The sequence below is a fragment of the Geothrix edaphica genome (genome assembly GCF_030268045.1).
GTDB lineage: Bacteria > Acidobacteriota > Holophagae > Holophagales > Holophagaceae > Geothrix > Geothrix edaphica.
The window spans coordinates 269,126-294,428 of sequence record NZ_BSDC01000002.1 but is presented as its reverse complement, the minus strand read 5'-3'; the positions used below and the strand labels follow the sequence as shown (position 1 = coordinate 294,428).

Below are 25,303 nucleotides of genomic sequence, written 5' to 3'. Positions count from 1 at the left end.
GTCCCCGGGCCGGGCGTGGGATGCTGGGACAGGGAGGATGCCCCATCATGGCCAGCGTCGGGTGGAAAGAACAGGGAAAGGTGAGTCCGTGGATGCTCCCCTGATCCTGGCCCTGGGGCGGGCTTGGCTCCGCGAGCGGGGCGAGATCCCCCTGGAATCGGCCTGGGCCTCGGGCCGGGCCCTGGGCCTGCGCTGGGCCGGGCGGAAAGCCGCCGAGGGCTGGGTGCTCCTGCTCCATCCGAAGCCCGAGCTGTGGCTGCTGGGGGCGGCCCATCCCGCCTGGACGCGCCTACAGGCCGAGGCGCCCAGGGACAGCGCGAAGATCTGGGGTCCCCTGCTCTCGGGGGCCCGGCTGAAGGCGGTGGAGGGGGATCCGCGGGAACGTTGGCTGGGCCTCGTGTTCCAGCGGCGGGCCATCACCGGGCGGCTGGAGACCCTGCGCCTCGCCTTCCAGGCCATCCCGGGCCGGGCCGGCATCCGGGTGGACGGCCTGGATGTGCCTCTCTCCCGTCTGGGATTGGGTTCCCCTTTTCCGGCCGCGGCGCCGGAGCCGCAGGAGGAGCCGCCGCCCTTCCGCCGCTGGCGGGAACGCTGGGGCTCCGATCTCGAGCGCGCCCTGGCGGGCGAGCTCCCGGAGGTGCTGGACGGCGAGGGCGGCCTATTGGACCGCCACCGCGCCTGGTCCGAGGCCCGGGCGGAGGAGCTCATCCTCGGACCCGCCAAGGCGGCGGCCGAGCGCAAGCGGCAGGCCGAGGCCGCCCGGCTGGACCGGCTGGCCCTGGCCTTGGCCCGGGACCGGGCGAAGCATCAGGGCGTGCTGCCCTTGAAGGCCCAGGCCCAGCGTCTGGCGGCGGAGCTCTACCGCCTGAAGGGCGTCACGGGCGAGGCGGTGCTGCTGGACGGGGGGCGCGTCTCCTTGCCCGAGGGGAAGAGTGCCGAGACCGCCGTCCAGGGTTGGTTCACCGCGGCCAAGAAGGCCGAGCGGGGTCTGGCCCGCGTGACTGAACTCGAGGCGGAGCTCGCGCGGGAGCGGGCCGCCTGGGGGAAGCGGATGGAGGCCGAAGCGGGAGGCCTTGCGCCGGAACCGCCCTCTGCGCGACAACCGAAGGGACAGGGCGCGGCGAGGGGGCACGGCGCCCCGAAAGACAAGGGGACGAAGCGGATGCAGGCAGAAGGCAAGCGCAAGGACGGCAAGGGCGCGGCTTTCCGCAGCGTCATGGTGGACGGCTTCGAGGTGCTCATCGGCAAGGGCGACGCGGAGAACGACCAGCTCACCTTCAAGGTGGCTGACAACATGGACTTCTGGCTGCACGTGGCCAGCGTGCCCGGCAGCCACGTGGTGATCCGCAATCCCGACAAGCTGAGCGAGCTGCCCCGCCACGTGCTGGAGCGCGCCGCCGAGCTGGCCGCCTACCACAGCAAGGCCCGGGACGGCGGCAAGGTGGAGGTCCACCTCGCCCGCATCGCCGACATCAGCAAGCCCCGCGGCTTCGCGCCAGGCAAGGTGATCCTCAAAAAGTGGATTGGCATCCGCGTCTATCCCAAGCCGTGACCTGAATCGAAGACGGGTCATCGGAGCGCGAGCGGTGTCTCGCGTATCGCCCCTGGCGATACCGAGAGGAAGTGGGAAGGGATCCGCGTCTATCCCAAGCCGTAGGGCGCTAGTCCACCTTCACCGCGAAGGGCTTGAAGCCGGCCTTCTTCAGCTTCTCGGCGGTCTTGTCGACGGCGGCGCGGTCGGCGGGCCTGGCGAGGCGCACCTTCAGCTGGCCCTTGTCCTTGAGGGTGGTGGTGGCGAAGCCTGCGGCCTTGGCCTTGTCGGCCACGCGCTTGGCTTCCGCGGCGTCGGAGGTGGCCACCAGCTGGAGGGTCCAGGTCCCGGCGTCGGCGGGCTCTGCCCTTGGCTCCGCCTTGGGTTCCGCCGCCGGGGCGGTGGCATCCACCCGCGGCGTGGCCACCAGCTTGTCCGGTCCTTCACCCTCGAAGATCTTGAGCTGGTCCAGCAGCGGCTCCGGGAGGTCCTTCAGTTCCTCCTCGACGCCCCGCTGGGCTGGGCGGCGCAGGGCCGCGCCCTGCTTGCCCACCTGGACCCCCAGGACGAAGGCCAGGGTCACCAGACCCACGCCCACACCCGCCACCCAGAGGATGGACTGGCTGCCGATGCTGATCTGGTCACGGTGGGGCATCACCGCTCCAGGCTAACGCCGTCCAGGCGCGCCGCGAACTGGGCACCGGAGCTGGCGGGGGCGGTGACGAGGACGCGCTCCGAAGGTTCCAGCAGGGCGGCCGCCAGCAGCTGGCCGCCGGAACCGCCGAATTCGCCCCAGAGGGCCTTGGGGAAGCGGGGGGAGGGCCAGTCCGGATGGACCGTGGCCAGCCGGGTCTCCAGCCCATCCAGGCGGTCCAGACCGTTGCTGCCGCCGATCCAGCGGCTGGGGAGGTCCTGGCCGAGCGCCCTTGCTGCCGCCAGAGCCAGGGCCTGGGCCCGACCCTGGAGCTCGGCGCCGGGAGCCGAGCGGTCCGCCAGGACGGACAGGAGCGCCCGGGGCCGGATGCCCCGCGCTTCCGCGTGGTCCGCCGTCTCCAGCAGGAAGGCCTGGGCCCCTTCGCCGGGCAGGAAGCCCCGGCCCGATCCGACCTCCGGATCCCCGTGGCGGGCCAGCAGGCGGGCCCCGCGGCAGATGTCCAGCAGCAGGGGGAAGAGACCGTCCGCACCGAGGACCAGGGCGGCGTCCGCCAGGCCGGCGCGCAGCCACCGGGCGGCCTGGTCCAGGGCCGCGAAGGTGGCGTTCTCCCGGTCCACGAAGGTGGCGCCGGGCCCCTTGAGCCCGAAGGCCAGGGCCAGGTGCCCGCTGGCGGCGTTGGCCACGGTGTTGGGGAAGATCAGGGGGGAGGCGCCCTCGGGCCCCCGCTGGAGGTAGGGCCGCATGAAGGCCTCGCTGGCTTCGCTCCCGGCGCTCATGGTGCCCACGGCCACGGCGATGCGCTCGCCCAGGGAGGTCGGGTCGAGGTCAGCGTCCCGGAAGGCCTGGTGGGCCGCCACCCAGGCGAACCGCGAGGTGCGGTCCAGGCGGCGCAGCTGCATGGGGGGGATGATGCCCGCGGGGTTGAAGGACCCGCAGACCGCGCCCCGGCCGCGGCCCAGCGCTTCGGGCAGCTCCTCGAAGCAGGGCGCGCCGGAGGCGAGGCTGGCGCGGGCGGCTTCCAGGCCATCCCCGCAGGGAAGGACCAGGCCCAGGCCCGTGATGGCGAGGGCGCCGCTCATGCCCCCTCCCAGCGGCGGAGGGCCAGCGACACGTTGTTGCCGCCGAAGGCGAACGCATTCACCAGGGCGGCGCGGATTGTGCGCTCCTTCGCCGCCAGCGGCGTGCAGTCCAGGTCGCAGGCGGGGTCCGGTTCCTCCAGGCGCAGGGTGGGACTCACGGTCTGGTCCCGCAGGGCCAGCACGGCAGCGGCGGCCCCGATGGCGCCAGCGGCGCCCAGGGTGTGGCCGAACTGGCTCTTGGTGCTGGTGACGGACACCCTGTCGGCCGCCGGGCCCAGGGCCCTGCGGATGGCCAGGCACTCGGCGCCGTCGTTGGCGGGGGTGGCGGTGCCGTGGGCGGAGACGAGATCCACCTCCGCGGCCTCGGTCCGCCCCGTGCGCAAAGCCATGGTCATGGCCCGGGCGGCGCCCTCGCCTTCGGGATGGGGGGCGGTGGGATGGTGGGCGTCCATGCTGGCCCCGTAGCCCAGCACCTCCGCATAGATGGTGGCGCCCCGGGCGAGGGCGCGGTCGAGGGGTTCCAGCAGCAGCTGCGCGGCCCCCTCGCCCAGGTTGAGGCCCGCCCGGTCCCGGCTGAAGGGGCGGCACTTGCCCGGATCCACGGCCTTCAGGCAGGAGAAGCCCGCGTAGGTGGTCCGGCAGAGGCTCTCGGCGCCGCCGGCCACCGCCAGATCCAGCTCCCCGGCGGCCAAGCGCTCCCAGGCCTGGCCCAGGGCCAGGAGGCTCGACGAGCAGGCGTTCATGAGGGTGCTCCGGGGCCCTTCGGCGCCCAGGCGATGGGCCAGGGCGTCGGTGACGGTGCAGGGGCCCTGGTAGGCGGGCTCGGCAGCGTGGCCCCGCCGCCCCGCCAGGCGGTCCATCAGGTACGCCTCCGCCACGGGCAGGCCACTGGTGCCCGCGCCCTGGAAGACTCCGATGCGGGTCGCATCCCCCCCCGGCTGGAAGCCGTCCAGGGCCTCCTCCAGGGCCAGGAGGGCCATGCGCCCGCAGAGGGTCTGATGCCGCAGGGGTCCCAGGGGCACCTGGCCCGCGATCTGGGCGGGCTCCGCCGGCAGGTCCAGCCGGGTGAGGGGCCCCAGGCCGTCGCGCCCCGCGAGCATGGCGGCCCAGGTGTCCTCGCGGCCCAGGGCCAGCGAGCTCACGAGGCCGAGGCCCGTCACGACGACGCGATTCATAGGCGCTTCACCAGCAGGGTGGCGGTGCAGAGCTCGCGGCCGTCGCAGGACACGGCGCCCTTCAGCTTCATCAGGCCCGCGAAGGCGCCCTCGGAGGCCACCTCCAGCCGCAGGCGGTCGCCGGGGAAGGCCGGGGCCAGGAAGCGGGCGTCCCGCACGCCGGCCAGGAAGATGGCGACCCCGTGGAGGGTTCCGGCCTCCAGGAAGCCGCCGGCCTGGGCCAGCATCTCCAGCAGCAGAACGCCCGGCACCAGCGGGCGGCCCTCGAAGTGGCCCTGGAGGTAGGGCTCGCCGTTCGTGACGAGCTTCTCCGCCACCACGCGCACGCCCGGCTCGCGCTCCAGCACCCGGTCCACCAGGAGGAACGGGTAGCGGTGCGGCAGGTGGGCCGGAATGTCCGTCATTGGGATCTCGGGGTCAGCCCTTGGCGTGCTCGGCGATGAAGTCCGTGAGGGCCTGGACGGACTTGAAGGCCTTCAGGCCCGCCGCCTCGTCCTCGATCTTCACCCCGAACACCTGCTCGATGCCCAGCACCAACTCCAGGGCGTCGATGGAATCGAGCCCCAGCCCATCCCCGAAGAGGGGGGCCTGGTCCTCGATCTGGTCGGGGGTCATGCCTTCGAGCTTCAGGCGCTCGATGATCATCTCTTTGACGCGCAGCTTGAGGTCGCTCATGACAATCCCGGCAGAAGGGTGGGGAGATTGATTCTATCCCTAACCGGAGACCCCGGTGGGGTTGTGATATTGGCACGGTTTCGGGATCCGCAAAGGGCGCTAAGCTGGATCCTCGCGGAACCCTCCGCCCGAGAGCGCCATGGCCCATCCCGCATCGCCTTTCCTGCCGATCCTGATCCTGCTGCTGGTCGCCGCCGTGACGGCCATCGCCATCCTGGTGCTGTCCGGCAAGGTGCTGCCCCTGCTCAAGCCCAACAACCCGCAGGAGGCCAAGCTGAGGCCCTACGAATGCGGTGTGCCGGCCCAGCAGGAGGGCGCGCGGCACAAGTACTCCGTGAAGTTCTACCTCACGGCCATGCTCTTCATCCTGTTCGACGTGGAAGCCGCGTTCCTGCTGCCCTGGGCCGTGAACTTCAAGCATGCCCTCTGGACCTTCGCCGCCATGCTGAGCTTCATGGCCACCCTGCTCGTGGGCTTCATCTACGCCTGGGGCAAGGGCGCCTTCGAGTGGGAGCACTGACCATGGCCGAGATGAACATCAACGACGCGGTGGTGACCACCCGCCTGGATGCGGTGGTCAACTGGGGCCGCAAGAACAGCCTCTGGCCGCTGCCCTTCGGCACCGCCTGCTGCGCCATCGAGTTCATGAGCATGATGGCGTCCAAGTACGACATGAGCCGGTTCGGCGCCGAGGCCATGCGCTTCAGCCCCCGGCAGAGTGACATGATGCTGATCCTGGGCACCGTCACCAACAAGATGGCGCCCGTGCTGCGCACCATCTACGCCCAGATGGCCGAGCCCAAGTGGGTGATCTCCGTGGGCGTCTGCGCGTCCTCGGGCGGCATGTACCGCACCTACGCCACCCTCCAGGGCGTGGACCGCGTGATCCCCGTGGACGTCTACGTCCCCGGCTGCCCGCCCCGGCCCGAGAGCATGATCTACGGTGTGATGAAGCTGCAGGAGAAGATCGAGAAGGAATCGCTCTCCATGCGCAAGGAGCACATCGCGCGCTTCTACGAAAGCCTGGCCCGGCAGGATACCCTCCAGGCGGAAACGGGCCTCACGGGCCAGCAGACCATCCGCAACATGCTGATGGATGCCGCGGAGCGCGGCGCAGGCACGATCTTCTAGGCGGGGCGGACCATGATCATCGAGCACATCGACGCACAGCTGCCGGGCGCCGTCACCGACCGCCACGCCTTCCGGGGCGACCAGACCATCGTGGTGGCGAAGGAGAACCTCCTGGCCCTGGTGGACCTGCTCTACCGGGAAGGTTTCCAGCTCCTGGTGGACATCACGGCGGTGGACTGGCCCGAGCGTGAGCAGAGATTTGACATGGTCTACCACTGGCTCAACCTGGCCAGCCAGGAGCGCCTGCGCGTGAAGGTGCCCGTGGCCGATGGCGGGACCGTGCCCTCCCTGACGGGCCACTTCAAGACCGCCGACTGGTTCGAGCGCGAGGTCTTCGACCTCTTCGGCATCCGCTTCGATGGGCACCCGAACATGAAGCGCCTGCTCACCTGGGACGACTTCCCGGGGCACGCCCTGCGCAAGGACTTCCCACTCGATGGCGGGGACCCCTTCTGCATGGAGGGCTGCACGGCTCCCTACAACAACGGCGAACGGGCCAGGGACTGAGGAGATGACCATGGATTCCATCGCCCTCTCCCGCCAGCAGCTCGATGGCGATCACATGATCGTCAACCTGGGGCCCTCGCACCCCACCACCCACGGCACCCTGCGCATCATCCTCGCGCTCGAGGGCGAGACCATCCTCAAGGCCACCCCGGAGATGGGCTACCTCCACCGCGGCGTGGAGAAGCTGGGCGAGAACCTCAGCTACCAGCAGTTCATCCCCCTCACGGACCGCCTCAACTACTGCAGCTCCATCATGAACAACGTGGGCTACACCTGCGCCGTGGAGAAGCTGCTGGGCATCGAGATCCCCAAGCGGGCCCAGCAGATCCGCGTGCTGGTCTCCGAGCTCGCCCGCATCGCGGACCACATCGTGTGCGTGGGCGTGAACGCCGTGGATATCGGCGCCTTCACCGCCTTCCTCTACCTCTTCCGGCAGCGCGAGACGGTCTACGACCTCTTCGAGATGGCGGCCGGCCAGCGCCTGCACACCAGCTTTACCCGCATCGGCGGGCTCTTCCGGGACATCCCCGAGGGTTTCGTGCCCCTCTGCGAGCGCTTCCTGGTGGAGTGCGAGGCCTCCGTGGACGAGTGCGAGCGTCTGCTCACCCACAACCCCATCTGGCATGACCGCACCAAGGGCATCGGCGCCATCAGCCCGGAGGACGCCGTGAACTGGGGCTATACCGGCCCCTGCCTCCGCGCCGCCGGCGTGCCCCAGGATCTCCGCAAGGCCCAGCCCTACCTGGGCTACGAGACCTACGACTTCGACATCCCCGTGGGCACCACCGGCGACGTGTTCGACCGCTACCTGGTCCGCATGGAGGAGATGCGCCAGAGCTTGCGCATCATCCGCCAGGTGCTGGACCGCCTCGAGCCCGGACCCGTGAACGTGGACGATCCGAAGATTGCCCTGCCCTCCAAGGAGAAGGTCTACACCCGGATGGAGAGCCTCATCCACCACTTCAAGCTCATCATGCACGGCATGGAGATGCCCGTGGGCGAGGTCTACAGCGCCACCGAGGCCGCCAACGGCGAACTGGGCTTCTACATCGTCAGCGATGGCGGCAAGAACCCCTACCGCATCCGGGTCCGCCCCCCCTGCCTCCCCATCTTCAGCAGCTTCCACGACCAGGTGAAGGGCTGCCTCATCGCCGATGCCGTCGCCGTCCTCGGCGCGATGAACATCATTGCGGGTGAGCTCGACCGCTGACGCGCCGAGGGCGGCGGCGGGCGAAGCCCGGTGCCGGGCTGGGGGCGATGAGGACGAGCGCAGCGAGTCCCACGGTGCCGCAGGCACCGCCCGAAGGGCGAGGCGCAAAGCGCCGAGTGAGCATCCTCGCCGGCGAGCTGAACCGCTAGGCGGGCCTACTTCCCCAGGGCCTCCAGCTGGGCCCGGTAGTCGTCCCGCAGACGCTCCAGCATGGCGAGGAGTTGGTCGCGTTCCTCCGCGCTGAGGCAGCGGTCCACCTGCTGGCTGAGGGCCTGGTGGCGGTCGTGCATGCGGGCTTCCAGGGCCAGGCCCTTGGCCGTGATCTGCACGCGGCTGCCCCGCCGGTCGGCCGGGTTCTCGCAGCGCTTCACCAGGCCGCGGGCCTCCAGGCGGTTCACGAGGCGGGGCACATCGGCGAACCGGTAGATCATCCGGCAGCGGATGTCCTTCACCAGGTAGCCGTCCTTGCCGCCGCCCTTGAGGATGCGCAGCACGTTGAACTGCTGGTCGGAGAGGTCCTCCGGCTCGTAGAGGGCCTGGTCGAAGAGGCGGGCCACATACTCCCGGGTCAGGAGGAGCGCCAGGGCCACTTCATGGCCCGGTTCGAGCGGCTTGGTGATCTGGAGTTCTTCCTGGATGTGCATGGTCCTGCTCCTGCGAATCCAAGATTGACAGAATTTCCAAAAAAGGTGTTGCAACTTCTTAAAATCGGCCTAGACTGAATTGCATGGTGAAACACCTATTCTCTGGAGGTCCCATGCGCCACCCCTTCCGTGCTCTGCTCGCGTCCCTCGCCCTTGCAGCCCTGCCCGCCCTGGCCGGCGAGGACACCTACAAGATCGACCCCGTCCACAGCGAAGTGAGCTTCAAGGTCAGCCACCTGCTGGCCAAGGTCAGCGGCCGCTTCACGAAGTTCGAGGGGCTCATCAAGGTCGACACTGCCGACATGAGCAAGTCCAGCGTGGACGTCACCATCGACGCCACCAGCCTCACCACCGACAACGAGGCCCGGGACAAGCACCTGAAGTCCCCCGACTTCTTCGACGTGGCGAAGTTCCCCGTCATCACCTTCAAGAGCACGGCCGTGAAGGAAGTGGCCAAGGGCAAGCTGGAGATCACCGGCGACTTCACCCTGCACGGCGTGACCAAGCGCATCACCTTCCCCATCACCAACGCGGGGACCCAGCCCGGCATGGCGCCCGGCACCGTGATCGCGGGCTTCATCGACGGCGCCCTCACCCTCAACCGCAATGAGTTCGGCATCAAGACCTTCCCCGGCGTCATCGGCGAGACCGTGGCCGTCAGCCTGAACGCCGAGGCCGGCAAGGTCGCCCCCGCCGCCAAGAAGTAACCGGATCATCCTGTTCGTGATGGGGGGCACCCGCTTTGGCCGGGTGCCCCCTTTCCGTTTCGGGCGGAGAACGCCAAGCCAAGCCCCACACTGCCGCGCGAGGGGTGCCGGGCGAGTGAGGCGAGGAACGCGAGTCGAGGCGTAGCGGGTACTACGCGCGACGAGCGTGACGCGGCATCGCGACGCCCGCCACCCCTCGCCCGGAGGGATGAAGCCAGGCGGGCGCCCCGCGGCGTCAGGCCCCTTGAACAACGAACCACGTTGCCCTGCGGGCCCTTTCTTGCGGTGCATCCCGCCTGGCTTCATCGCGGCATTGTCGGGCTTGGCTTGGCGTTCTACACTGGCCATTCATGCGAGCGCGCCCATGAATCATCCCCTGCCTCCCGACACCGCGAACGAGCCCCTGGCCCCGGGCCAGCGGCTTCCGGAATCCGAGCGAAAGGAATTCAGCCCCGAGGCCCTGGCGGAGATCCAGGCCATCATGGCCAAGTTTCCTGACAAGCTCGCGGCCACGCTGCCGGCCCTGCACATCGCCCAGCGCGAGTTCGGCTTCGTGAGCCTCGCGGCCATGAAGGCCGTGGCCAAGGCCATCGGTATCCCCGAGGGCCACGTCTTCGGCGTCGCCACGTTCTACACGATGTACCAGAAGGCCCCGGTGGGTAAGTTCCACCTGCAGGTCTGCACCAACATCAGCTGCGCCCTGCGCGGCGCCGCCCAGCTGCTGGAGAAGGTCTGCGAGAAGACCGGCGTGAAACCCGGCCAGGGCCCCAGCGCCGACGGCCTGTGGAGCGTGGAGGAGGTCGAGTGCCTCGCCGGCTGCGGCAGCGGCCCCTGCGTGCAGGTGAACCACGACGTCTACGACGAGTTCGTGGACGAGAAGAAGCTCCTCGACGTGATGGAAGCCTGCAAGCGGGGCGACTACCGCCCCTGGGCAAGGTAGGGGGAAGCCATGGCCGCCATTCGCACCAAGCCCGATCCCCAGATCTACACCTTCCCCGGCTTCGGCACGGACAAGTTCCCGAATCTGATGCTCCGCGGCGCGGGAGACCTCGATAACTGGCACCTCAAGGTCTACGAGCAGAAGCACGAGGGCTATGTGGCCATGAAGGCCGCGCTGAAGCTGGAACCCACGGCTGTCGTCGATGAGATGAAGGCCTCCGGCATCCGCGGTCGGGGCGGCGCGGGCTTTCCCTGCGGCCTGAAGTGGTCCTTCATGCCCAAGGACACGCCCGAGCGGAAGTTCACCCGCTACCTGGTCTGCAACGGTGACGAGGGCGAGCCCGGCACCTTCAAGGACCGCGCCATCCTCGAGTACAACCCCCACCAGCTCATCGAGGGCATGATCATCGGCGGCTGGGCCATGCAGTGCAAGCTGGGCTTCGTCTACATCCGCGGGGAGTTCCTCTGGCTCATCGAGAAGCTCGAAGCCGCCCTCCAGCAGGCCCGCGACGCCGGCTACCTCGGCAAGAACATCCTGGGCACCGGCTGGGACTACGACATCCTCGTCTACCGCGGCGCCGGTGCCTACATCTGCGGCGAGGAGACGGCCCTGCTGAACTCGCTGGAGGGCCGCCGCGGCGAGCCCCGCGTGAAGCCGCCCTTCCCGGCGGCCAAGGGCGCCTTCGGCCAGCCCACCACCGTGAACAACGTGGAGACGCTCGCGGCCGTGCCCCCCATCCTCCGCATGGGCGGCGCTGAGTACGCCAAGCTGGGCACCCCCAAGAACACGGGCACCCGCATCTTCGGCGTCAGCGGCCACGTGAAGCGCCCCGGCCTCTTCGAGCTGCCCCTGGGCACGCCCATGGACTTCGTGGTGAACGAGCTGGCGGGCGGCTCCAGCACCGGCAGGAAGCTCAAGGCCATCATCCCCGGCGGCGCCAGCGCCCCCATGTTCGACGAGAAGGACTTCGACTGCCCGCTGGACTTCGACACCGTGAAGGCTCGCGGCTCCATGGCCGGTTCCGGAGGCCTCATCTGCATGGACGAAGACACCTGCATGGTGCAGGCGACGCTCCGCCTGATCCGCTTCTACGCCCACGAGAGCTGCGGCCAGTGCACGCCCTGCCGCGAAGGCTGCAACTGGATGGAGATGGTGCTCTACCGCATCGAGCACGGCGAGGGCCGCATGGAGGACCTGGACCTGCTGGCCAGCCTCACGCCCCGCATCGGCCTGCGGACGCTGTGCCCCCTGGGCGATGCCGCCTGCGGCCCCATGGACTCGGCCCTCCAGAAATTCCGGCACGAGTTCGAGCATCACATCACCCACAAGACCTGCTACGCCACGGGCTCGCGGCTGCTCTCCGGGGTCGGGGCGCACTAGCTTCTTTGCCGTTCCTTGCTTCAAAACGGGCGCCGCTGGCGCCCGTTTTGAAGATGGAATAATGATCCATGCGCATCCTTTGGATCTTCCTCTTCACCGCATTCCTTCAAGCCCAGGACGCCTTCCTGGTGAAGCCCTACCTCCAGCTGGGGAATGCACCGAAAGCGGCTGCCCGGGAGCGCCTGGAGCTGATGTGGCATACAGAGGATCGGGACGCCGCGTGGGCCGTGGAGGTGAGGGCCGCGCGGGGCTGGACCGCGCAGGCCGCTCCGGCCTACAGGCGCCTGGACGCACCGCCCCTTCCCGCGCATCGCATCTACCGCGCCAGCCTGCGGGACCTGGCGCCCGGCGCCCGCACCCCCTACCGCGTGAAGCTGAATGGGACGGTGGTGTTCGAGGCGGAGGCGCGGACACGCAGGCGGGGCTCCCACCGGATGATCGTGTTCGGGGACGCGGCGGACGGATCGAAGGAACAGGCCGCCATCGCCAAGGCCGTGGCGGCCCAGCAACCCGATGCGGTCTTCATCACCGGGGATCTGGTCTACCCCAGGGGGCGCGCCTCGGAATACCGCACGCGTTTCTTCCCCGTCTACAACAGCGAGGCCACGCCTCTGATGCGGTCCGTGCCCTTTCTGGGCGTGCCCGGCAACCATGACGTGCCCTGGGACCTCCAGCGCTGGCCCGATACGCTGGCCTACTTCGCCTGCTGGTCCCTGCCGCTGAACGGACCGGCCCTGAAGCCGGGCGAGCCGAACGCCGCCCCGGCCGTGGCCGGGGTGCACGAGGCCATGGTGGCGGCTTCGGGCCCGGCCTATCCCCGCATGGCCAGCTACAGCTTCGACTACGGCAAGGTGCACTGGACGGTGCTGGATTCCAACATCTACACGGACTGGGGAAGCCCCGCGCTGAGAGCCTGGCTGGAGGCCGATTTGAAGGCCGCCCGGGGCGCCGAGTGGCGCATCGTGGCCCTGCATCATCCCCTGTTCCAGAGTTCGCGCAGCCACATGGACGATCAGTGGATGCGCCCCCTCAGCCCGCTCCTCGAACAGTACGGGGTGGATCTGGTGCTGGCGGGTCACGTCCACAACTACCAGCGCACCGCGCCCCTCCGCTTCAAACCTGCCAAGGTCGGGCCCCGCGGCAAGCCGGTCGCCGGCACCTTCATCGTGGACGAGACCTTCGACGGCAAGACCGCCACGCGTGCGAAGGGCATCCTCCACATCGTGACGGGCGCCGGTGGCGCCGAGCTCTACGACCCCTGGCAGACGGACGCCAGGGCCAGCTGGCAGCCCTGGACCCGAGCCTTCGTCTCCGACAAGCACTCTTTCACGGTGCTGGATGTGGAAGCGAAATCCTTGAAGCTGCGCCAGCTCGATGCCGAGGGACGCGAGCTGGATGCCGTCACCCTGACGAAGTGACCCGGGTGACCTGGCGCCGGCCGGAGGCCAGCGAGTAGGCGTGGATCTTGTGGTTCCGCATCTCGAAGATCCAGGTATCGGCCCAGATGACGTCGGTTTCGACTTTGACGGCGGCCTGGATGGTGTCCTGGACGACCTTCACGGAACCGATTTCGACGCGGAGGTTCGGGTGCTTCCGGAAGGTGGCCTGGAAGAAGGCCCGGATCTGCGGCTTGGACAGAGGGGTGCCCGAGCCGCGGAAGACGGCATCCTCGTCCAGGTGGCGCATCATCCCATCCAGATCCCGGCGGCCATAGGCAGTGAGGAAGGCGACGACGACCTTGGCATTCGCATCGCTGGGCGCGGGAAGAGAGATCGGCGACCGCTGGCACGCGGCCAGGAGCGCGATCACGAGGAGTGCTGTGAGACGGGCTGCGAGCTTCATGGGGCGCTCCGCATGAAACCGAGCCCATGAGCCAGGCGGCTCATGGGCTCAGGTTCCTAACGCCCGAAGGTGATCGTGTAGGTCAGCGGCTTGGGCAGCTTGGGGCTCTTGATGGTGGCGCTCATGGTGAGGGTCCGGCCGTCGGGGCTCAGGCGGAACACGTTGGTGCGCTCGCCTTCGTCGTTCTTGAAGGTCTGGATCATCTGATCCTTGCCGACCTGGGCGGCCACCATGAACTTGTCGCCATCCTCGCGGGTCCAGGGGGCGGCCTTGCCGCCGGGAGGCATGTGGATGGGGGCCCGCTCATCGAACTTCACCACCACCTCCTTGTCGGAGATGGCGATCATCACCTTCTTGTAGGCGGGGTTCACCTTGGTGAGCCGCCCCCGGGCGATGGGCCGCTTGATGAAGTTCATGTCGGCCACGGTGCTGTTGATGGCGGCGGCGATGTCATCGGCCCGGGTCTGGGTCCAGGTGCCGGACAGGGAAGGCTCCTGGGCCGCCAGGGACAGGGCCGCGAGGACGGGAACGAGGAACAGCCGAGCTGCGCGCATGGGGCCTCCGTGGGGTGGGTTGGTGGTCCCAACCATAGCACTCCACCAGGAGAATTGGCCCCGAACGGGGCCAATTCTCCTAAGGGGCCAAGATGGGCGGGTGCCTATCCGATGGTCGCCACCATGACGGCCTTGATGGTGTGCATGCGGTTCTCGGCTTCGTCGAAGACCACGCTGTGGCGGCTGCGGAAGACCTCATCCGTGACCTCCCGGATGTCGTGGCCCAGGGCCTTCTGCTCCTTGGCGAGCTTGGTCTCGAAGTCGTGGAAGGCGGGCAGGCAGTGGAGGAACTTCACATCCGCGTTGCCGGTCTTCTGGATCATCTCCATGGTGACCTTGAAGGGGGTGAGCAGCTTCACGCGCTGGGGGATCTGGTCCTCCTCGCCCATGCTGGCCCACACATCCGTGTAGAGCACGTCGGCGCCCTTCACGGCGGCGTCCACGTCATCCGTCACCTCGATGGTGGCGCCGGTCTCCTCGGCAGCCTTGCGGGCGGCGGCCAGCACGGCCGGATCGGGGGCGAGCTCCTTTGGCCCCAGGGCCACCATGTGCATGCCGGTCTTGGCGGCGCCGTACATCAGGGCGTAGCTCATGTTGTTGCGGATGTCGCCGCAGAAGACGAGCTTCACCTTGTGCAGGGGCTTGGCCACGTGCTCCTCGATGGTGAGGAAGTCCGCGAGGATCTGCGTGGGGTGGTCGGTGTCCGTGAGGCCGTTCCACACGGGCACGCCGCTGTGCTTGGCCAGGGCCTCGACCACTTCCTGCTTGTAGCCGCGGTACTCGATGCCGTCGTAGAAGCGGCCCAGCACCTTGGCGCTGTCCTCAATGGATTCCTTCTTGCCCACCTGGGAGCTGGCGCTGTCCAGGAAGGTGACGTGGGCGCCCTCTTCCAGGGCCCCGACCTCGAAGGCGCAGCGGGTGCGGGTGCTGGTCTTCTCGAAGAGGAGGACGATGTTCTTGCCCTTGAGCAGGTAGTTGAACACGCCCATGCGCTTCTTGGCCTTGAGGTCACGCGAGAGGTCCAGGAGGTAACGCACCTCCAGCGGGGTGAAGTCCATCAGCGTGAGAAAGCTGCGTCCCTTGAGGTTGACGGCCATGGATCCTCCTGAGCGAATCAAGATCCATAGGGTAGCGCCCCAGCCCAGTGACAGCGGTTTGAACGGGGCGGACCGGGAATCCGGTTTACAGACTGTCAGGATCGGGTTGGAGCACCAGCAGCAGCTGCCCCTTGGCGACGGTGTCCCCCGGGGTCACGGCCACTTCCCGGACGTAGCCGTCCGCGGGGGCGGCCAGGTGGTTCTGCATCTTCATGGCCTCCAGGACCAGGAGGCTCTGGCCCCGCCGGACCCGCACTCCAGGCGCTACGAGGACCTCGAGGATGAGGCCGGGGATGACCGCCGCCACGCACCCGGGGTCCTTCGGGATGTAGGGCCGGCGGAGGGCGTACTTCCGGGTGAGGGCGGTCTCGTAGGCGGTGCCGTCCAGGGTGAGGGTGTGGCGTGCGGTCATGGGCGCTTCCTCAGAACGGCGGCACGCCGTGTTTCCGCGTGGGCCGCGGCTCGGCCTTCTGGTCGGAGATCTCCAGGGCATGCAGCAGGAAGTCTCGCGTCTGGCCGGGGGCGATGACGGCGTCCACATGCCCGTTGGCCGCGGCCACGTAGGGGCTGGCGAACTTCTCGGTGTACTCCTTCACCTTCTCCCGGCGGAAGGCGTCGGGATCCGCGGCGGCGGCGATCTCGCCCTTGAAGATGATGTTGGCCGCGCCCTCAGGCCCCATGACCGCGATCTCGGCACAGGGCCAGGCGAAGACGAAGTCGGCGCCCAGGTGGCGGGAGCACATGGCGATGTAGCCGCCGCCGTAGGCCTTGCGGAGGATCACCGTGATCTTGGGGACCGTGGCCTCGCTGTAGGCGTAGAGCAGCTTGGCGCCGTGGCGGATGACGCCTGCATGTTCCTGGTCCACGCCCGGCAGGTAGCCGGGCAGGTCCACGAAGGTGACGAGGGGGATGTTGAAGGCGTCGCAGAACCGGATGAAGCGGGCGGCCTTGTCCGAGCTGTCCACATCCAGGACCCCGGCCAGCACCGACGGCTGGTTGGCCACCAGGCCCACGGTGCGCCCACCCATGCGGGCGAAGCCGACCACGATGTTGGGCGCCCACAGGGCCTGGACCTCCATGAAGTCCGAGCCGTCGCAGACGGCCTGCAGGATGTCGCGCACGTCGTAGGGGCGGTGGGATTCCGAGGGGATGATGTGCTCGAGGTCCTCCTCGGTGCGGGAGGGGCTGACGCCGAATGGATCGGCCTTCTTCCGGTTGTTCCAGGGGATGAAGGTGACCAGGCGCTTCACCTGCTCGAAGCACTCGGCCTCGCTCTCGGCGTAGAAGTGGGCGTTGCCCGAGATCTCGGACTGCACCCGGGCGCCGCCCAGGTCCTCCATGGAGATCTCCTCGCCCAGCACGGTCCGGATGACCTCGGGCCCCGTGATGAACATCTTGGAGATCTTGTCCACGACGAAGACGAAGTCCGTGAGGGCCGGGGAGTAGACGGCGCCGCCGGCGCAGGGGCCCAGGATGATGGAGATCTGGGGGATGACCCCCGAGGCCAGTGTGTTGCGGTAGAAGATCTCGCCGTAGCCCGCCAGGGAGTTCACGCCCTCCTGGATGCGCGCTCCGCCGGAGTCGTTGATGCCGATGAGGGGGATGCCCAGCTTGATGGCATGGTCCATGATCTTGGTGATCTTGCGGGCGTGGGCCAGGCCCAGCGAGCCGCCCGCCACGGTGAAGTCCTGGGCGTAGATGGCCACCGGGTGGCCCATGATCGTGCCCGTGCCGGTGATGACCCCGTCGCCCGGCAGCTGCTTTCCGGCCATGCCGAAGTCGGAGCACTTGTGCTCCACGAAGAGGTCGTATTCATGGAAGGACCCGGGGTCGAGGATGGCCGTGATGCGCTCCCGGGCGAGGAGCTTCCCCTGGGCCGCCTGCTTCCTGGCCGCCTCCGGATGGGGGTCCGTGGCCCTGGCGTGCCGTGCGGCGTGGTCCTTGAGCTTCCTGGGCAGGGACATGGGCGATCCTTCATGGGGGCCGGCGCGTAATCCGGTGGGGCGGGCTCTCAAAAAGCTGACCCATGCATCATAAATGAACCCGGACGGCGGAATCTGCGGCATGGATCACGGATTCCGGTGGCCGGGGGGTCCCCCCGGCCCGGGCTTGGCCGTATAGTCAGGTCCACCCTCTCCTCCCATCCGGCCTGATTCCCTCTCGGAGGCATGCATGCGGCCCTTGAAGCACCTGCTCGAAGGCAAGCGACCCCTGGTGTCCGTGGGACCCGACGACACCGTCCTCACCGCCCTCGACCTCCTGGCCCGCCACGACATCGGGGCGCTGCTGGTGCTGGAGCAGGGCCGGCTGGTGGGGATCTTCTCGGAGCGGGACTACGCCCGGAAGATCATCCTCAAGGGCAAGACCTCCAAGGACACCCCCGTGCGGGAGATCATGAGCGACCGCGTGAGCTGCGTGACCCTGGGCGAGACCGTGGAGGAGTGCATGGCCCTCATGACGGGCAAGCACATCCGCCACCTGCCGGTGCTGGGGGAGGACAACGCGGTGCTGGGCATCCTCTCCATCGGCGACCTGGTGAAGGAGACGATCTCCGAGCAGAAGTTCACCATCGACCAGCTGGTGCACTACATCCAGAACTGACAGGACCCCGCATCCGCGGGGCCCTGCGATCAGAAAACCGGGCTCAGCCCTTCTTCTTGGATGCCTCGCGCCAGGCGGCGATGAGCTTGGCTTCCTGTTCGGCACTGGGGCCCGCGAGCCTGGTGCGGCCCTTCTCCACCTTCTCCTGGGTCTTGTACCAGGCGAGGGTGTCCTTCACGGTGTCCAGGGCGGGGCGGAAGCGCAGGCCGGCCTTCACGGCGCGGTCATTGCGCCAGGTGTGGAAGCCCTTGGTCTCGCCGGCGTAGGGGGCCCAGATGGGGAACTCGAGGTCCTTCTGCTGGGCCAGGTAGTCGGTGGGAATCCAGACCGGCTTGGCGGTGGGGTTCCCGGCCTTCTGGAAGGCCTCCACCAGGCGGCCCCAGGCCAGGCGCTTCTCGGGACCGCAGGCATTGAAGGTGCCCACGGTGCCCTGCTCGACCAGGTGCACCAGCCAGGCGGCCAGGTCGCGGACATCGATGATCTCCACGGGATCGGCGGGAGTGCCGGGCACGGCGAGTTCGCCGCCCTTGTCGAAGCGCACGGGCCAGTAGGTGAAGCGGCCCGTGGGGTCGTCAGGCCCCACGATGTAGCCGGGCCGGATCACGGCGGTGCGGCCCGGCAGGGCCTTCTGGGCCGCCTGCTCGCAGAGGGCCTTGAGGCCGCCGTAGTTCTGGTATTCCTTCCCCATCTCCTCGACGGCGGGGTCGGCCAGGGTGGCCAGGGGCGCGTCCTCGGTGCCGTTCTCGGGGTTGGGTTCCTTGTAGGCGCTGATGCTGGAGATGATGAGGTACTGCTTCACGTGCGGCGCCAGCAGGCCGGCCGAGGCGGCCACCATGCGCGGGTAGTAGGCGCTGTTGTCGATGACGGCATCCCAGCTGCGGCCTTCCAGGGCCTTCAGGCCCTCGCCCTTCTTCGGATCGCGGTCGCCGTGCAGCTTCTCCACGCCGGGGAAGAGGCCGGGCCGCGTCTTGCCGCGGTTGAACATGGTGATCTGGTGCCCGTGGGCCTGCGCGATCTCGATGGTGGCGGGCCCCAGGAAGCCTGTGCCGCCCAGGATGAGGATCTTCTTCGGGGCGACCTTCCCGGCGGGCTTGGCGGACAGGTCCAGGCCCGTGGCCGCCAGGGCCGAGGCGGTGGCGGACCACTGGAGGAACTCGCGGCGGGAGACGGTCATGGAAACCTCCGGCGGGAAGGGTGGGATGGATGCATCGTGAATCGATATATACTCCTTCCATTCGCATCCGCAACATCTTTTCCGGACCGCTCATGACGCCCGCCCGCCTGCTCCGCCGCCTGGTCCTGCTCGAGGAGGGCGAGGCCCCGGCGCTGCTCTGGTCGGCGCTGTACTTCTTCCTGCTGCTCTTCGGCTTCTACCTGCTGCGGCCGGTGCGGGAGGCCATCGGCATCGCCCGGGGCGCCGACAAACTGCCCTGGCTGATGACAGGCACGCTGATCGCCATGGTGCTGGCGAACCCCTCCTTCGCCGCCCTGGTGTCGAAACTGCCGCGGAAGCGCTTCATCCCCTGGGCCTACCGTTTCTTTGCGCTCAACATGCTGGGCTTCTTCCTGGCCTTCTGGCTGCTGCCGAACCATGGCGGCGCGGGGCTGGGCTACGCCTTCTACATCTGGCTCAGCGTCTTCAATCTCTTCGTGGTGTCTGTGTTCTGGGGCCTGATGTCCGATGTGTGGTCCGAGGTCCAGGGCAAGCGGCTCTTCGGCTTCATCGCCACCGGCGGCACCCTGGGCGCCATCGCGGGCGCCGCCATGACGGGCGCGCTCACCAAGGGGATCTCCCTGGGCGGCTTCGTCCTGAAAGTGGACCCCCTCTCGCTGCTGCTGCTCTCCATGCTGACGCTGGAGCTGGCCGTGCAGTGCGTGAAGCGCCTGGCGGCGATCTTCGCCCTGGGCGACGTCGCCCATGGGGCGCGCGAGCCGGGCCCCGGCCTGCTGGAGGGCCTGCGCCTCATCGCGACCTCGCGCTACCTCCAGCTCATCTGCGCCTACATGCTGCTCTTCACCATCACCAGCACCTTCCTCTACCTGCAGCAGGGCGCCATCGTGGCGCGGGCCTTCGCCGGCACCGCCGCGCGGACGGCGGCCTTCGCCCGCATCGACCTCTGGGTGAACGTGCTGACGCTGGCCACGCAGGTGTTCCTCACGGGCCGCATCATCACCAGGCTGGGCATCCCCTTCGTGCTCTCGATCCTGCCGGTGCTGAGCCTGGCGGGTTTCGGCGCCCTCTGGGCCTGGCCCACCTTCGGTGTGATGGCCCTGTTCCAGGTGCTGCGCCGGGGCCTGCACTACGCCGTGGACCGGCCCGCCCGGGAGATCCTCTACATCCAGCTGGGGCCCGAGGAGCGCTACAAGTCGAAGCCCTTCATCGACACCTTTGTCTACCGCGGCGGCGACCTGCTGGGTGTGTGGGCGCCCACGGCCTTCGCCGCCCTGGCCATCCCCGTGGGGCTGGCGGCGGTGGGCTGCTCGGGCCTCTGGCTGGGCAGCAGCGCGGCCCTGGGGCGGCGGGTGGCATTAAACAGGCAGACCGAGGATCCTCGTTGACTTTCCGCCATCTTCGCGGATGATGTCTGACATGGTTCGCCTGTCTGGACAGTTCCTCTGTGCCTCGCGTCTGGTCGCGACGGGCACGGCCATGTCCCGCCAGATGATGACCACCAACGGTACCATTACGCCCACGGTTTCGCGCGGCGCCTGACCTGATCCCTTCTTTCAGACCCGGCCCCGCGCACCCCGCGGGGCTTTCTGCATTGAGCCACCGGAGTCCCCATGTCATCCGCCCCCATCCGCGTCATGAAATTCGGCGGCACCAGCGTCGCCGGCGCCGCGCGCCTCCGCGCCGTGGCGGACCTGGTGGCCGCCGCCCGGGCCACGCACCGTGTCTGTGTCGTGGCCTCGGCCATGGCCGGGGTGACGAACCTGCTGGTGAACGAGGGCCGCGTGCCCGACCGGGCGTCGGCGGACCGGGTCATGGATCGCTTCCGCGAGGTCCACGCCGAGGTGGTGGAGGCCCTGGCGGCGGAGCTGGGCGGTGGCGTGGTTCCCCTGCGCGCGGAGCTGGATGAACTGGAGACTCTGGGCCGTCGCCTGCTCCACGGCATGGCCCTGCTGGAGGAGGGGCCGCCCTCGGTGCTGGCCCAGGTGGCGAGCCTGGGCGAGCGGGCCTCCTGCGCCATCCTCGTGGCCCTGCTGGCGGCCCGGGGCCTGCAGCCCCGCTACCTCGACCCCGTGGCGCATGTCCGGGTGGAGGGTGACCCCCTCCAGGCCCGCCCCTGCCTGGCGGAGACCGGGGCCCGCTTCGCCGCGGTGAAGGCGAGCGATGGCGGCCTCTGGGTGCTGCCGGGCTTCTTCGGCGGCGACGCCCAGGGACGTATCCTGTCCCTGGGGCGGGGCGGGTCCGACCACAGCGCGGCCCTGGCCGCCGCGGCCCTGGGCGCAGACCTGCTGGAGATCTGGACCGACGTGATCGGCCTCTACAGCGCCGACCCCAAATTGGTGCCCGAGGCCTTCCCCCTGCCCGAAGCCAGCTTCGAGGAGGCCATGGAGCTCTCCTTCTTCGGCGCCAAGGTGCTCCACCCGAAGACCATCCCCCCCGTGCGCGAGCGGGGCATCCCCGTGCGGGTGTGCAGCAGCTTCGATCCCACCCACCCCGGCACCGTGATCCGCGAGGCGGTGCCGCCGCCCCCCAGCGGCGTGCGGGGCATCTCCTTCCTGCGGGGCCTGTCGGTGGTGAACCTCACGGGGCCGGGCATGCCGGGCGTGCCGGGCATCGCGGGTCGCGTGTTCGGCGCCCTGGCGCGCAAGGGCATCTCCGTGGTGCTCATCACCCAGAGCTCGTCGGAGCTGTCCATCTGTTTCGCCGTGCGGCGGGCGGATGGGCCCGGCGCAATGGCGGCCATCCAGGAAGCCTTCCCCGCGGAGCTGGCGGCGGGCTTCCTGGATCCCCTGGACCTGCGCGAGGGCCTCTCCGTCCTCAGCATCGTGGGCGACGGCATGCGCACCCGGCCGGGCATCGCGGGCACCTTCTTCGATGCCCTGGCGGAAGTGGGCTGCAACGTGGTGGCCATCGCCCAGGGGGCCAGCGAGCGCATCATCTCCGCCGTGGTGGAGGAGACGGAGGGGGCCCGGGCCCTGCCGCACATCCACCGGCGCTTCTTCCAGACCCAGGTGGTGGTGGACGTGCACCTCCTGGGGGCCGGCCACGTGGGCGGCAGCCTCCTGGGCCAGATCCAGCGACAGCAGGCCAAGCTGGCCGGGCAGGGCCTCGACCTGCGGGTGGCGACCATCGCCACCAGCCGCCGCATGCGCCTGGATCCCAAGGGGCTCGACCTGGACCACTGGCGCGAGGACCTGGCCCAGGGAGAAGCCACGGACCTGGACCGCCTGATGGCGGTGGTCCGCAACGGCCCGCCCGCCCTGTCCGTGCTGGTGGACTGCACCACCAGCGGCGAGCTGGCGGCGCGGTATCCCGAACTGTTCGATGCGGGCTTCCACGTGGTCACCGCCAACAAGAAGGCCAACAGCGCGTCCCAGGCCTTCTACCGCGAGCTGCGGGAGCGCTCCTCGAAGCGGGGCCTGCGCTTCCTCTACGAAGCCAACGTGGGCGCGGGCCTGCCCATCATCGACACGGTGAAGAACCTGGTGCTCACCGGCGACCGCGTGCTGCGGGCCGAGGGCATCCTCTCGGGTTCCATGTCGTACATCCTGGGCCTCCTGGGGGACGGCGTGCCGCTGTCCGAGGCCGTGCGCTCCGCCAAGGAGAGCGGCTTCACCGAGCCCGATCCCCGCGACGACCTCAGTGGCATGGACGTGGCGCGCAAGCTCCTCATCCTGGCCCGGGAGCTGGGGATGGAACTGGAACTGGCCGACGTGGAAGTGGAGGGCCTGCTGCCCGCGGCCTTCGACGCCAGCGGCGACATTCCGTCCTTCATGGCCCGGCTGCCGGAGCTGGACGCGCCCTTTCGCGAGCGGCTGGCGGCCCTGAAGGCCGAAGGAAAGGCCCTGCGCTATGTGGGCTCCCTTTCGGACAGTGGCTGTCGCGTCGGCCTGCTCCCGGTGGACGCGGAGCACCCCTTCATGGCCATCAAGGGCGGAGAGAACGCCTTGGCCCTGCTCACGGAGCGCTACCAGCCCCACCCCATGGTCATCCGGGGCTACGGCGCGGGCGCGGAGGTGACGGCTGCCGGCGTGCTGGCGGATGTGCTGCGCCTGGTGCCCCCGGGCGCCCGGCCCTCGCGGCGGAGGTCCGCATGACGGAACGGGAGCTTCCACCGGCGGGGGTCACGGCCTACGCCCCCGCCAGCATCGGCAACTTCGCCGCGGGCTTCGACCTGCTGGGCGCGGCCCTGGCGCCCCTGGACGGCAGTCTGCTGGGCGACTTCGTGCACGCCTCGTTTGCGCCGGAGGCCTCCTTCCGGCTGGAAGGTCCTTTCGCCGGCGCCCTGGCCGGCGATGCCCGCCCCAATCTGGTCCTGCGGGCCGCGGGCCTCTATCAGGAGGCGCTCATGGCCCTGGGCCGCCCGGCCGGTCCCTTCGCCCTGCGGCTGGAGAAGCGGTTGCCCGTGGCCAGCGGCCTGGGCTCCAGCGCCAGCTCCATCGTGGCCACCCTGGCGGCGCTCCAGGCCCTCTGTGGCGAGCCCCTCGGCGTGTCCGAGCTGCTGGAGCTGGCCGGGCGGGCGGAGGGCAGCACCAGCGGCGGCATCCACCTGGACAACGTGGCGCCCTCCCTGCTGGGCGGGCTCCAGCTGGCGGTGCCTGGGCGGGACGGGAGGCCCGCGGCCCGGCGCCTGCCCTGGCCGGCAGAGCTGCTCCTCGTGGTGGTCCATCCCGAGTACCAGCTGGCCACGGCGCAGAGCCGGGCGGCCCTGCCGGAGCGTCCGGCCTGGGGGGACACGGTGGACTTTGCCGGCAACCTCGGGGGCTTCGTCCACGCTCTGCACACCGGCGACCGGGCCCTGCTGGCCCGCTGCCTGCGCGATCCCCTGGTGGAGGCCCACCGCGCCCCCCTGGTGCCGGGTTTCCGGGCCGCCCAGGCCGGGGCCCTCGCCGCCGGGGCGCTCGGTTGCACCCTGTCAGGCTCCGGCCCCTCCGTCTTCGCTGTGGCAGAGGAGGAAGAGGGCGCGCGGGCCATCGCCGCGGCCCTCCAGCAGGGCTTCGCCAAGGCCGGCCTCTCCGGCCGCGCCTGGGTCTGCACCCTGGACCTGGAAGGCGCCCGCATCCTGTCCCCCGTGCCCCGCCATCTTCTTCTCGAGGCCCACCCATGAAGCTCGCGAGCACCCGGACTCCCGCCCTCCGGGCCACCTTCCTGGAAGCCGCCCGGAGGGGCCTGGCGCCGGATGGAGGTCTCTTTGCCCCCGTCGAGGTCCCCCGGTTCGCAGACGCGGCGGACCTGCTGAAGCTGGATTTCCAGGCGCGATCCGCAGAGATCCTCCACCGCTTCCTGGGCGATGAGCTGTCCCGCTCCGACGTGGAGGGACTGGTGCGCTCCGCCTTCACCTTCCCCGCGCCCCTGGTGCCCGTGCGGCCCGGGCTCTCCGCCCTGGAGCTCTTCCACGGGCCCACCCTGGCCTTCAAGGACTTCGGGGCCCGCTTCCTCGCCCGGGTGCTGGCCCTCGATGCCGGAACGACGCCGCGCACGGTGCTGACGGCCACCTCCGGCGACACCGGCGCCGCCGTGGCCTGTGCCTTCCTCGGCCTGCAGGGGGTGCGCGTGGTGGTGCTCTATCCCGCGGGCCGCGTGTCGCCCCTCCAGGAGCGCCAGTTCGCCACCTGCGGCGGCAACGTGCTGGCCCTGGCGGTGGACGGCGTCTTCGATGACTGCCAGCGCCTGGTGAAGGGTGCCTTCGAGGATCCCGATCTGGTGAGCCGCCAGGGCCTCACGTCCGCCAACAGCATCAACATCGCCCGGCTCCTGGCGCAGCTGCTGTATTACTACGAGGCTGCGGCCCAGGTCGGGGGTGATGCCCCGCGGGTGGTGGCGGTGCCCAGCGGGAACTTCGGCAACCTCTACGCGGGCCTGCTGGCCCAGGCCACGGGCGCACCCATCCACCGCTTCGTGGTGGCCACCAACGCCAACCGCGTGGTGCCGGACTACCTCGACACGGGCGAGTACCGCCCCCGCCCCTCCGTGGCCACGCTCTCCAACGCCATGGATGTGGGCGCCCCCAGCAACTGGGAGCGCATCCACGCCTTATTCCGCGGGGATCACGACGCCATGGCCGCAGCCCTGCGCTGGGGCGTCCGCAGCGATGCGGAGACGCGGCAGACCATCCTCGATCTCGACCGCGAAGGCTACCTGGCGGATCCCCACGGCGCCGTGGCCTGCGGTGTGCTCCAGGCGCAGCTGCGCGAGGGCGAGCAGGGCATCTTCCTGGCCACCGCCCACCCCGCCAAGTTCTGCGAGTCCCTGGAGCCCACCCTGGGCCGGGAGATCCCGCTGCCCAGGGCCCTAAGCGACCTGCTGGCGAAGCCCCTGCTCTGCGAGCCTCTGGCTGCGGACCAGGCGGCCCTGAAGCGGCGGCTGCTGTGAGGGCTCCCCGGCCCGGCGAGACTTCCCCGGCC

26 protein-coding genes are annotated in these 25,303 nt (G+C 69.6%); 14 read left to right on the top strand and 12 right to left on the bottom strand.

All coding sequences use genetic code 11. The features are described from left to right. Positions 1 to 88 precede the first annotated feature (88 nt). On the top strand, positions 89 to 1,552 hold the full coding sequence (locus QSJ30_RS09180) for an NFACT RNA binding domain-containing protein (protein WP_285608593.1): 1,464 nt from the start codon (positions 89 to 91) through the stop codon (positions 1,550 to 1,552). Positions 1,553 to 1,661: 109 nt separating this feature from the next. Here QSJ30_RS09180 and QSJ30_RS09175 read toward each other — a convergent pair whose 3' ends face one another. Genes QSJ30_RS09175 through QSJ30_RS09155 form a run of 5 tightly spaced genes read right to left on the bottom strand, consistent with a single transcriptional unit; the run spans position 1,662 to position 5,115 of the window. Beyond that, positions 1,662 to 2,186 carry an SPOR domain-containing protein gene (locus QSJ30_RS09175; RefSeq protein WP_285608591.1) on the bottom strand — a complete coding sequence of 175 codons (525 nt, stop codon included), beginning with the start codon at positions 2,184 to 2,186 and terminating at the stop codon, positions 1,662 to 1,664. Beyond that, positions 2,186 to 3,265 (bottom strand): beta-ketoacyl synthase N-terminal-like domain-containing protein, encoded by a 1,080-nt coding sequence (locus QSJ30_RS09170; protein WP_285608590.1) that lies wholly within the window; start codon positions 3,263 to 3,265, stop codon positions 2,186 to 2,188. Before QSJ30_RS09170 ends, QSJ30_RS09175 begins: the two co-directional genes overlap by 1 nt. Beyond that, positions 3,262 to 4,440, bottom strand: a complete 1,179-nt coding sequence (locus QSJ30_RS09165; protein ID WP_285608588.1) for a beta-ketoacyl-[acyl-carrier-protein] synthase family protein — start codon at positions 4,438 to 4,440, stop codon at positions 3,262 to 3,264. Before QSJ30_RS09165 ends, QSJ30_RS09170 begins: the two co-directional genes overlap by 4 nt. Continuing rightward, positions 4,437 to 4,844 (bottom strand): 3-hydroxyacyl-ACP dehydratase FabZ, encoded by a 408-nt coding sequence (gene fabZ / locus QSJ30_RS09160; RefSeq protein ID WP_285608586.1) that lies wholly within the window; start codon positions 4,842 to 4,844, stop codon positions 4,437 to 4,439. Before fabZ ends, QSJ30_RS09165 begins: the two co-directional genes overlap by 4 nt. A 13-nt stretch (positions 4,845 to 4,857) precedes the next feature. Next, entirely contained in the window at positions 4,858 to 5,115 is a 258-nt protein-coding gene (locus QSJ30_RS09155) for a phosphopantetheine-binding protein (RefSeq protein ID WP_285608584.1), read from the bottom strand. A gap of 139 nt (positions 5,116 to 5,254) precedes the next feature. On the opposite strand from QSJ30_RS09155, the gene QSJ30_RS09150 reads away from it, so the two are divergent. The 4 genes from QSJ30_RS09150 to nuoD are packed head-to-tail and all read left to right on the top strand — an operon-like array spanning position 5,255 to position 7,963. Next, complete coding sequence (locus QSJ30_RS09150) at positions 5,255 to 5,635, top strand: NADH-quinone oxidoreductase subunit A (protein WP_285608581.1); 381 nt, start codon at positions 5,255 to 5,257, stop codon at positions 5,633 to 5,635. A 2-nt stretch (positions 5,636 to 5,637) separates the two neighbouring features. Further along, positions 5,638 to 6,246: an NADH-quinone oxidoreductase subunit B gene (locus QSJ30_RS09145; protein WP_338001137.1), complete on the top strand. Its 609-nt coding sequence runs from the start codon at positions 5,638 to 5,640 to the stop codon at positions 6,244 to 6,246. 12 nt (positions 6,247 to 6,258) lie between these two features. After that, complete coding sequence (locus QSJ30_RS09140; protein WP_285608579.1) at positions 6,259 to 6,753, top strand: NADH-quinone oxidoreductase subunit C; 495 nt, start codon at positions 6,259 to 6,261, stop codon at positions 6,751 to 6,753. 55 nt (positions 6,754 to 6,808) lie between these two features. After that, a complete protein-coding gene (gene nuoD, locus QSJ30_RS09135; protein WP_420798781.1) occupies positions 6,809 to 7,963 on the top strand; it encodes an NADH dehydrogenase (quinone) subunit D in 1,155 nt (384 codons plus the stop codon). A 155-nt stretch (positions 7,964 to 8,118) separates the two neighbouring features. On the opposite strand, the gene QSJ30_RS09130 is transcribed toward nuoD, so the two are convergent. Next, the gene (locus tag QSJ30_RS09130) at positions 8,119 to 8,607 is read right to left on the bottom strand and encodes a MarR family winged helix-turn-helix transcriptional regulator (protein ID WP_285608576.1); all 489 of its coding nucleotides are present in this window, start codon (positions 8,605 to 8,607) and stop codon (positions 8,119 to 8,121) included. Positions 8,608 to 8,720: 113 nt separating this feature from the next. Between QSJ30_RS09130 and QSJ30_RS09125 the strand changes: the two genes are divergently transcribed. From QSJ30_RS09125 to QSJ30_RS09110, 4 genes are all read left to right on the top strand, one after another. Beyond that, positions 8,721 to 9,314 (top strand): YceI family protein, encoded by a 594-nt coding sequence (locus QSJ30_RS09125; RefSeq protein WP_285608574.1) that lies wholly within the window; start codon positions 8,721 to 8,723, stop codon positions 9,312 to 9,314. Positions 9,315 to 9,678: 364 nt separating this feature from the next. Next, positions 9,679 to 10,254 (top strand): NADH-quinone oxidoreductase subunit NuoE family protein, encoded by a 576-nt coding sequence (locus QSJ30_RS09120; RefSeq protein WP_285608572.1) that lies wholly within the window; start codon positions 9,679 to 9,681, stop codon positions 10,252 to 10,254. A gap of 9 nt (positions 10,255 to 10,263) precedes the next feature. After that, positions 10,264 to 11,634 (top strand): NADH-quinone oxidoreductase subunit NuoF, encoded by a 1,371-nt coding sequence (nuoF, locus tag QSJ30_RS09115; protein ID WP_285608570.1) that lies wholly within the window; start codon positions 10,264 to 10,266, stop codon positions 11,632 to 11,634. 68 nt (positions 11,635 to 11,702) lie between these two features. After that, positions 11,703 to 13,052: a metallophosphoesterase gene (locus QSJ30_RS09110; protein WP_285608567.1), complete on the top strand. Its 1,350-nt coding sequence runs from the start codon at positions 11,703 to 11,705 to the stop codon at positions 13,050 to 13,052. On the opposite strand, the gene QSJ30_RS09105 is transcribed toward QSJ30_RS09110, so the two are convergent. The 5 genes from QSJ30_RS09105 to QSJ30_RS09085 form a co-directional block, all read right to left on the bottom strand. After that, positions 13,036 to 13,476: a nuclear transport factor 2 family protein gene (locus tag QSJ30_RS09105; RefSeq protein WP_285608565.1), complete on the bottom strand. Its 441-nt coding sequence runs from the start codon at positions 13,474 to 13,476 to the stop codon at positions 13,036 to 13,038. The two genes, QSJ30_RS09110 and QSJ30_RS09105, sit on opposite strands and share 17 nt — an antisense overlap. Before the next feature lie 56 nt (positions 13,477 to 13,532). After that, entirely contained in the window at positions 13,533 to 14,030 is a 498-nt protein-coding gene (locus tag QSJ30_RS09100; protein WP_285608563.1) for a hypothetical protein, read from the bottom strand. 104 nt (positions 14,031 to 14,134) lie between these two features. Further along, positions 14,135 to 15,127, bottom strand: coding sequence for an ornithine carbamoyltransferase (gene argF, locus QSJ30_RS09095; RefSeq protein ID WP_285608561.1), 993 nt, complete (start codon positions 15,125 to 15,127; stop codon positions 14,135 to 14,137). Positions 15,128 to 15,212: 85 nt separating this feature from the next. Next, a complete protein-coding gene (locus tag QSJ30_RS09090) occupies positions 15,213 to 15,539 on the bottom strand; it encodes a biotin/lipoyl-containing protein (RefSeq protein ID WP_285608559.1) in 327 nt (108 codons plus the stop codon). Positions 15,540 to 15,549: 10 nt separating this feature from the next. Continuing rightward, positions 15,550 to 17,091: an acyl-CoA carboxylase subunit beta gene (locus QSJ30_RS09085; RefSeq protein WP_285608557.1), complete on the bottom strand. Its 1,542-nt coding sequence runs from the start codon at positions 17,089 to 17,091 to the stop codon at positions 15,550 to 15,552. A 208-nt stretch (positions 17,092 to 17,299) separates the two neighbouring features. Between QSJ30_RS09085 and QSJ30_RS09080 the strand changes: the two genes are divergently transcribed. Continuing rightward, positions 17,300 to 17,728: a CBS domain-containing protein gene (locus QSJ30_RS09080; RefSeq protein ID WP_285608536.1), complete on the top strand. Its 429-nt coding sequence runs from the start codon at positions 17,300 to 17,302 to the stop codon at positions 17,726 to 17,728. Between the two features lie 43 nt (positions 17,729 to 17,771). Here the strand turns inward: QSJ30_RS09080 and QSJ30_RS09075 are convergent, their stop codons facing one another. Next, a complete protein-coding gene (locus QSJ30_RS09075) occupies positions 17,772 to 18,902 on the bottom strand; it encodes a Rossmann-fold NAD(P)-binding domain-containing protein (protein WP_285608535.1) in 1,131 nt (376 codons plus the stop codon). A 92-nt stretch (positions 18,903 to 18,994) separates the two neighbouring features. Here QSJ30_RS09075 and QSJ30_RS09070 point away from each other — a divergent pair, with 92 nt between their 5' ends. The 4 genes from QSJ30_RS09070 to thrC all read left to right on the top strand — a co-directional run bounded on the left by QSJ30_RS09070 (position 18,995) and on the right by thrC (position 25,271). Beyond that, positions 18,995 to 20,287, top strand: coding sequence for an NTP/NDP exchange transporter (locus tag QSJ30_RS09070; protein ID WP_285608534.1), 1,293 nt, complete (start codon positions 18,995 to 18,997; stop codon positions 20,285 to 20,287). Positions 20,288 to 20,512: 225 nt separating this feature from the next. Beyond that, positions 20,513 to 22,996 carry a bifunctional aspartate kinase/homoserine dehydrogenase I gene (thrA, locus tag QSJ30_RS09065; protein WP_285608533.1) on the top strand — a complete coding sequence of 828 codons (2,484 nt, stop codon included), beginning with the start codon at positions 20,513 to 20,515 and terminating at the stop codon, positions 22,994 to 22,996. Beyond that, positions 22,993 to 24,006 carry a homoserine kinase gene (locus tag QSJ30_RS09060; protein ID WP_285608532.1) on the top strand — a complete coding sequence of 338 codons (1,014 nt, stop codon included), beginning with the start codon at positions 22,993 to 22,995 and terminating at the stop codon, positions 24,004 to 24,006. The genes thrA and QSJ30_RS09060 overlap by 4 nt, the downstream gene beginning before the upstream one ends. After that, the gene (thrC, locus tag QSJ30_RS09055; protein WP_285608531.1) at positions 24,003 to 25,271 is read left to right on the top strand and encodes a threonine synthase; all 1,269 of its coding nucleotides are present in this window, start codon (positions 24,003 to 24,005) and stop codon (positions 25,269 to 25,271) included. The genes QSJ30_RS09060 and thrC overlap by 4 nt, the downstream gene beginning before the upstream one ends. Positions 25,272 to 25,303: the final 32 nt, after the last annotated feature.

Coding starts and splice junctions, on each gene's coding strand:
- QSJ30_RS09175 (WP_285608591.1), bottom strand. CDS start 2,186: ATGCCCCACCGTGACCAGATCAGCATCGGCAGCCAGTCCATCCTCTGG.
- QSJ30_RS09170 (WP_285608590.1), bottom strand. CDS start 3,265: ATGAGCGGCGCCCTCGCCATCACGGGCCTGGGCCTGGTCCTTCCCTGC.
- QSJ30_RS09165 (WP_285608588.1), bottom strand. CDS start 4,440: ATGAATCGCGTCGTCGTGACGGGCCTCGGCCTCGTGAGCTCGCTGGCC.
- fabZ (WP_285608586.1), bottom strand. CDS start 4,844: ATGACGGACATTCCGGCCCACCTGCCGCACCGCTACCCGTTCCTCCTG.
- QSJ30_RS09155 (WP_285608584.1), bottom strand. CDS start 5,115: ATGAGCGACCTCAAGCTGCGCGTCAAAGAGATGATCATCGAGCGCCTG.
- QSJ30_RS09150 (WP_285608581.1), top strand. CDS start 5,255: ATGGCCCATCCCGCATCGCCTTTCCTGCCGATCCTGATCCTGCTGCTG.
- QSJ30_RS09145 (WP_338001137.1), top strand. CDS start 5,638: ATGGCCGAGATGAACATCAACGACGCGGTGGTGACCACCCGCCTGGAT.
- QSJ30_RS09140 (WP_285608579.1), top strand. CDS start 6,259: ATGATCATCGAGCACATCGACGCACAGCTGCCGGGCGCCGTCACCGAC.
- nuoD (WP_420798781.1), top strand. CDS start 6,809: ATGATCGTCAACCTGGGGCCCTCGCACCCCACCACCCACGGCACCCTG.
- QSJ30_RS09130 (WP_285608576.1), bottom strand. CDS start 8,607: ATGCACATCCAGGAAGAACTCCAGATCACCAAGCCGCTCGAACCGGGC.
- QSJ30_RS09125 (WP_285608574.1), top strand. CDS start 8,721: ATGCGCCACCCCTTCCGTGCTCTGCTCGCGTCCCTCGCCCTTGCAGCC.
- QSJ30_RS09120 (WP_285608572.1), top strand. CDS start 9,679: ATGAATCATCCCCTGCCTCCCGACACCGCGAACGAGCCCCTGGCCCCG.
- nuoF (WP_285608570.1), top strand. CDS start 10,264: ATGGCCGCCATTCGCACCAAGCCCGATCCCCAGATCTACACCTTCCCC.
- QSJ30_RS09110 (WP_285608567.1), top strand. CDS start 11,703: ATGCGCATCCTTTGGATCTTCCTCTTCACCGCATTCCTTCAAGCCCAG.
- QSJ30_RS09105 (WP_285608565.1), bottom strand. CDS start 13,476: ATGAAGCTCGCAGCCCGTCTCACAGCACTCCTCGTGATCGCGCTCCTG.
- QSJ30_RS09100 (WP_285608563.1), bottom strand. CDS start 14,030: ATGCGCGCAGCTCGGCTGTTCCTCGTTCCCGTCCTCGCGGCCCTGTCC.
- argF (WP_285608561.1), bottom strand. CDS start 15,127: ATGGCCGTCAACCTCAAGGGACGCAGCTTTCTCACGCTGATGGACTTC.
- QSJ30_RS09090 (WP_285608559.1), bottom strand. CDS start 15,539: ATGACCGCACGCCACACCCTCACCCTGGACGGCACCGCCTACGAGACC.
- QSJ30_RS09085 (WP_285608557.1), bottom strand. CDS start 17,091: ATGTCCCTGCCCAGGAAGCTCAAGGACCACGCCGCACGGCACGCCAGG.
- QSJ30_RS09080 (WP_285608536.1), top strand. CDS start 17,300: ATGCGGCCCTTGAAGCACCTGCTCGAAGGCAAGCGACCCCTGGTGTCC.
- QSJ30_RS09075 (WP_285608535.1), bottom strand. CDS start 18,902: ATGACCGTCTCCCGCCGCGAGTTCCTCCAGTGGTCCGCCACCGCCTCG.
- QSJ30_RS09070 (WP_285608534.1), top strand. CDS start 18,995: ATGACGCCCGCCCGCCTGCTCCGCCGCCTGGTCCTGCTCGAGGAGGGC.
- thrA (WP_285608533.1), top strand. CDS start 20,513: ATGTCATCCGCCCCCATCCGCGTCATGAAATTCGGCGGCACCAGCGTC.
- QSJ30_RS09060 (WP_285608532.1), top strand. CDS start 22,993: ATGACGGAACGGGAGCTTCCACCGGCGGGGGTCACGGCCTACGCCCCC.
- thrC (WP_285608531.1), top strand. CDS start 24,003: ATGAAGCTCGCGAGCACCCGGACTCCCGCCCTCCGGGCCACCTTCCTG.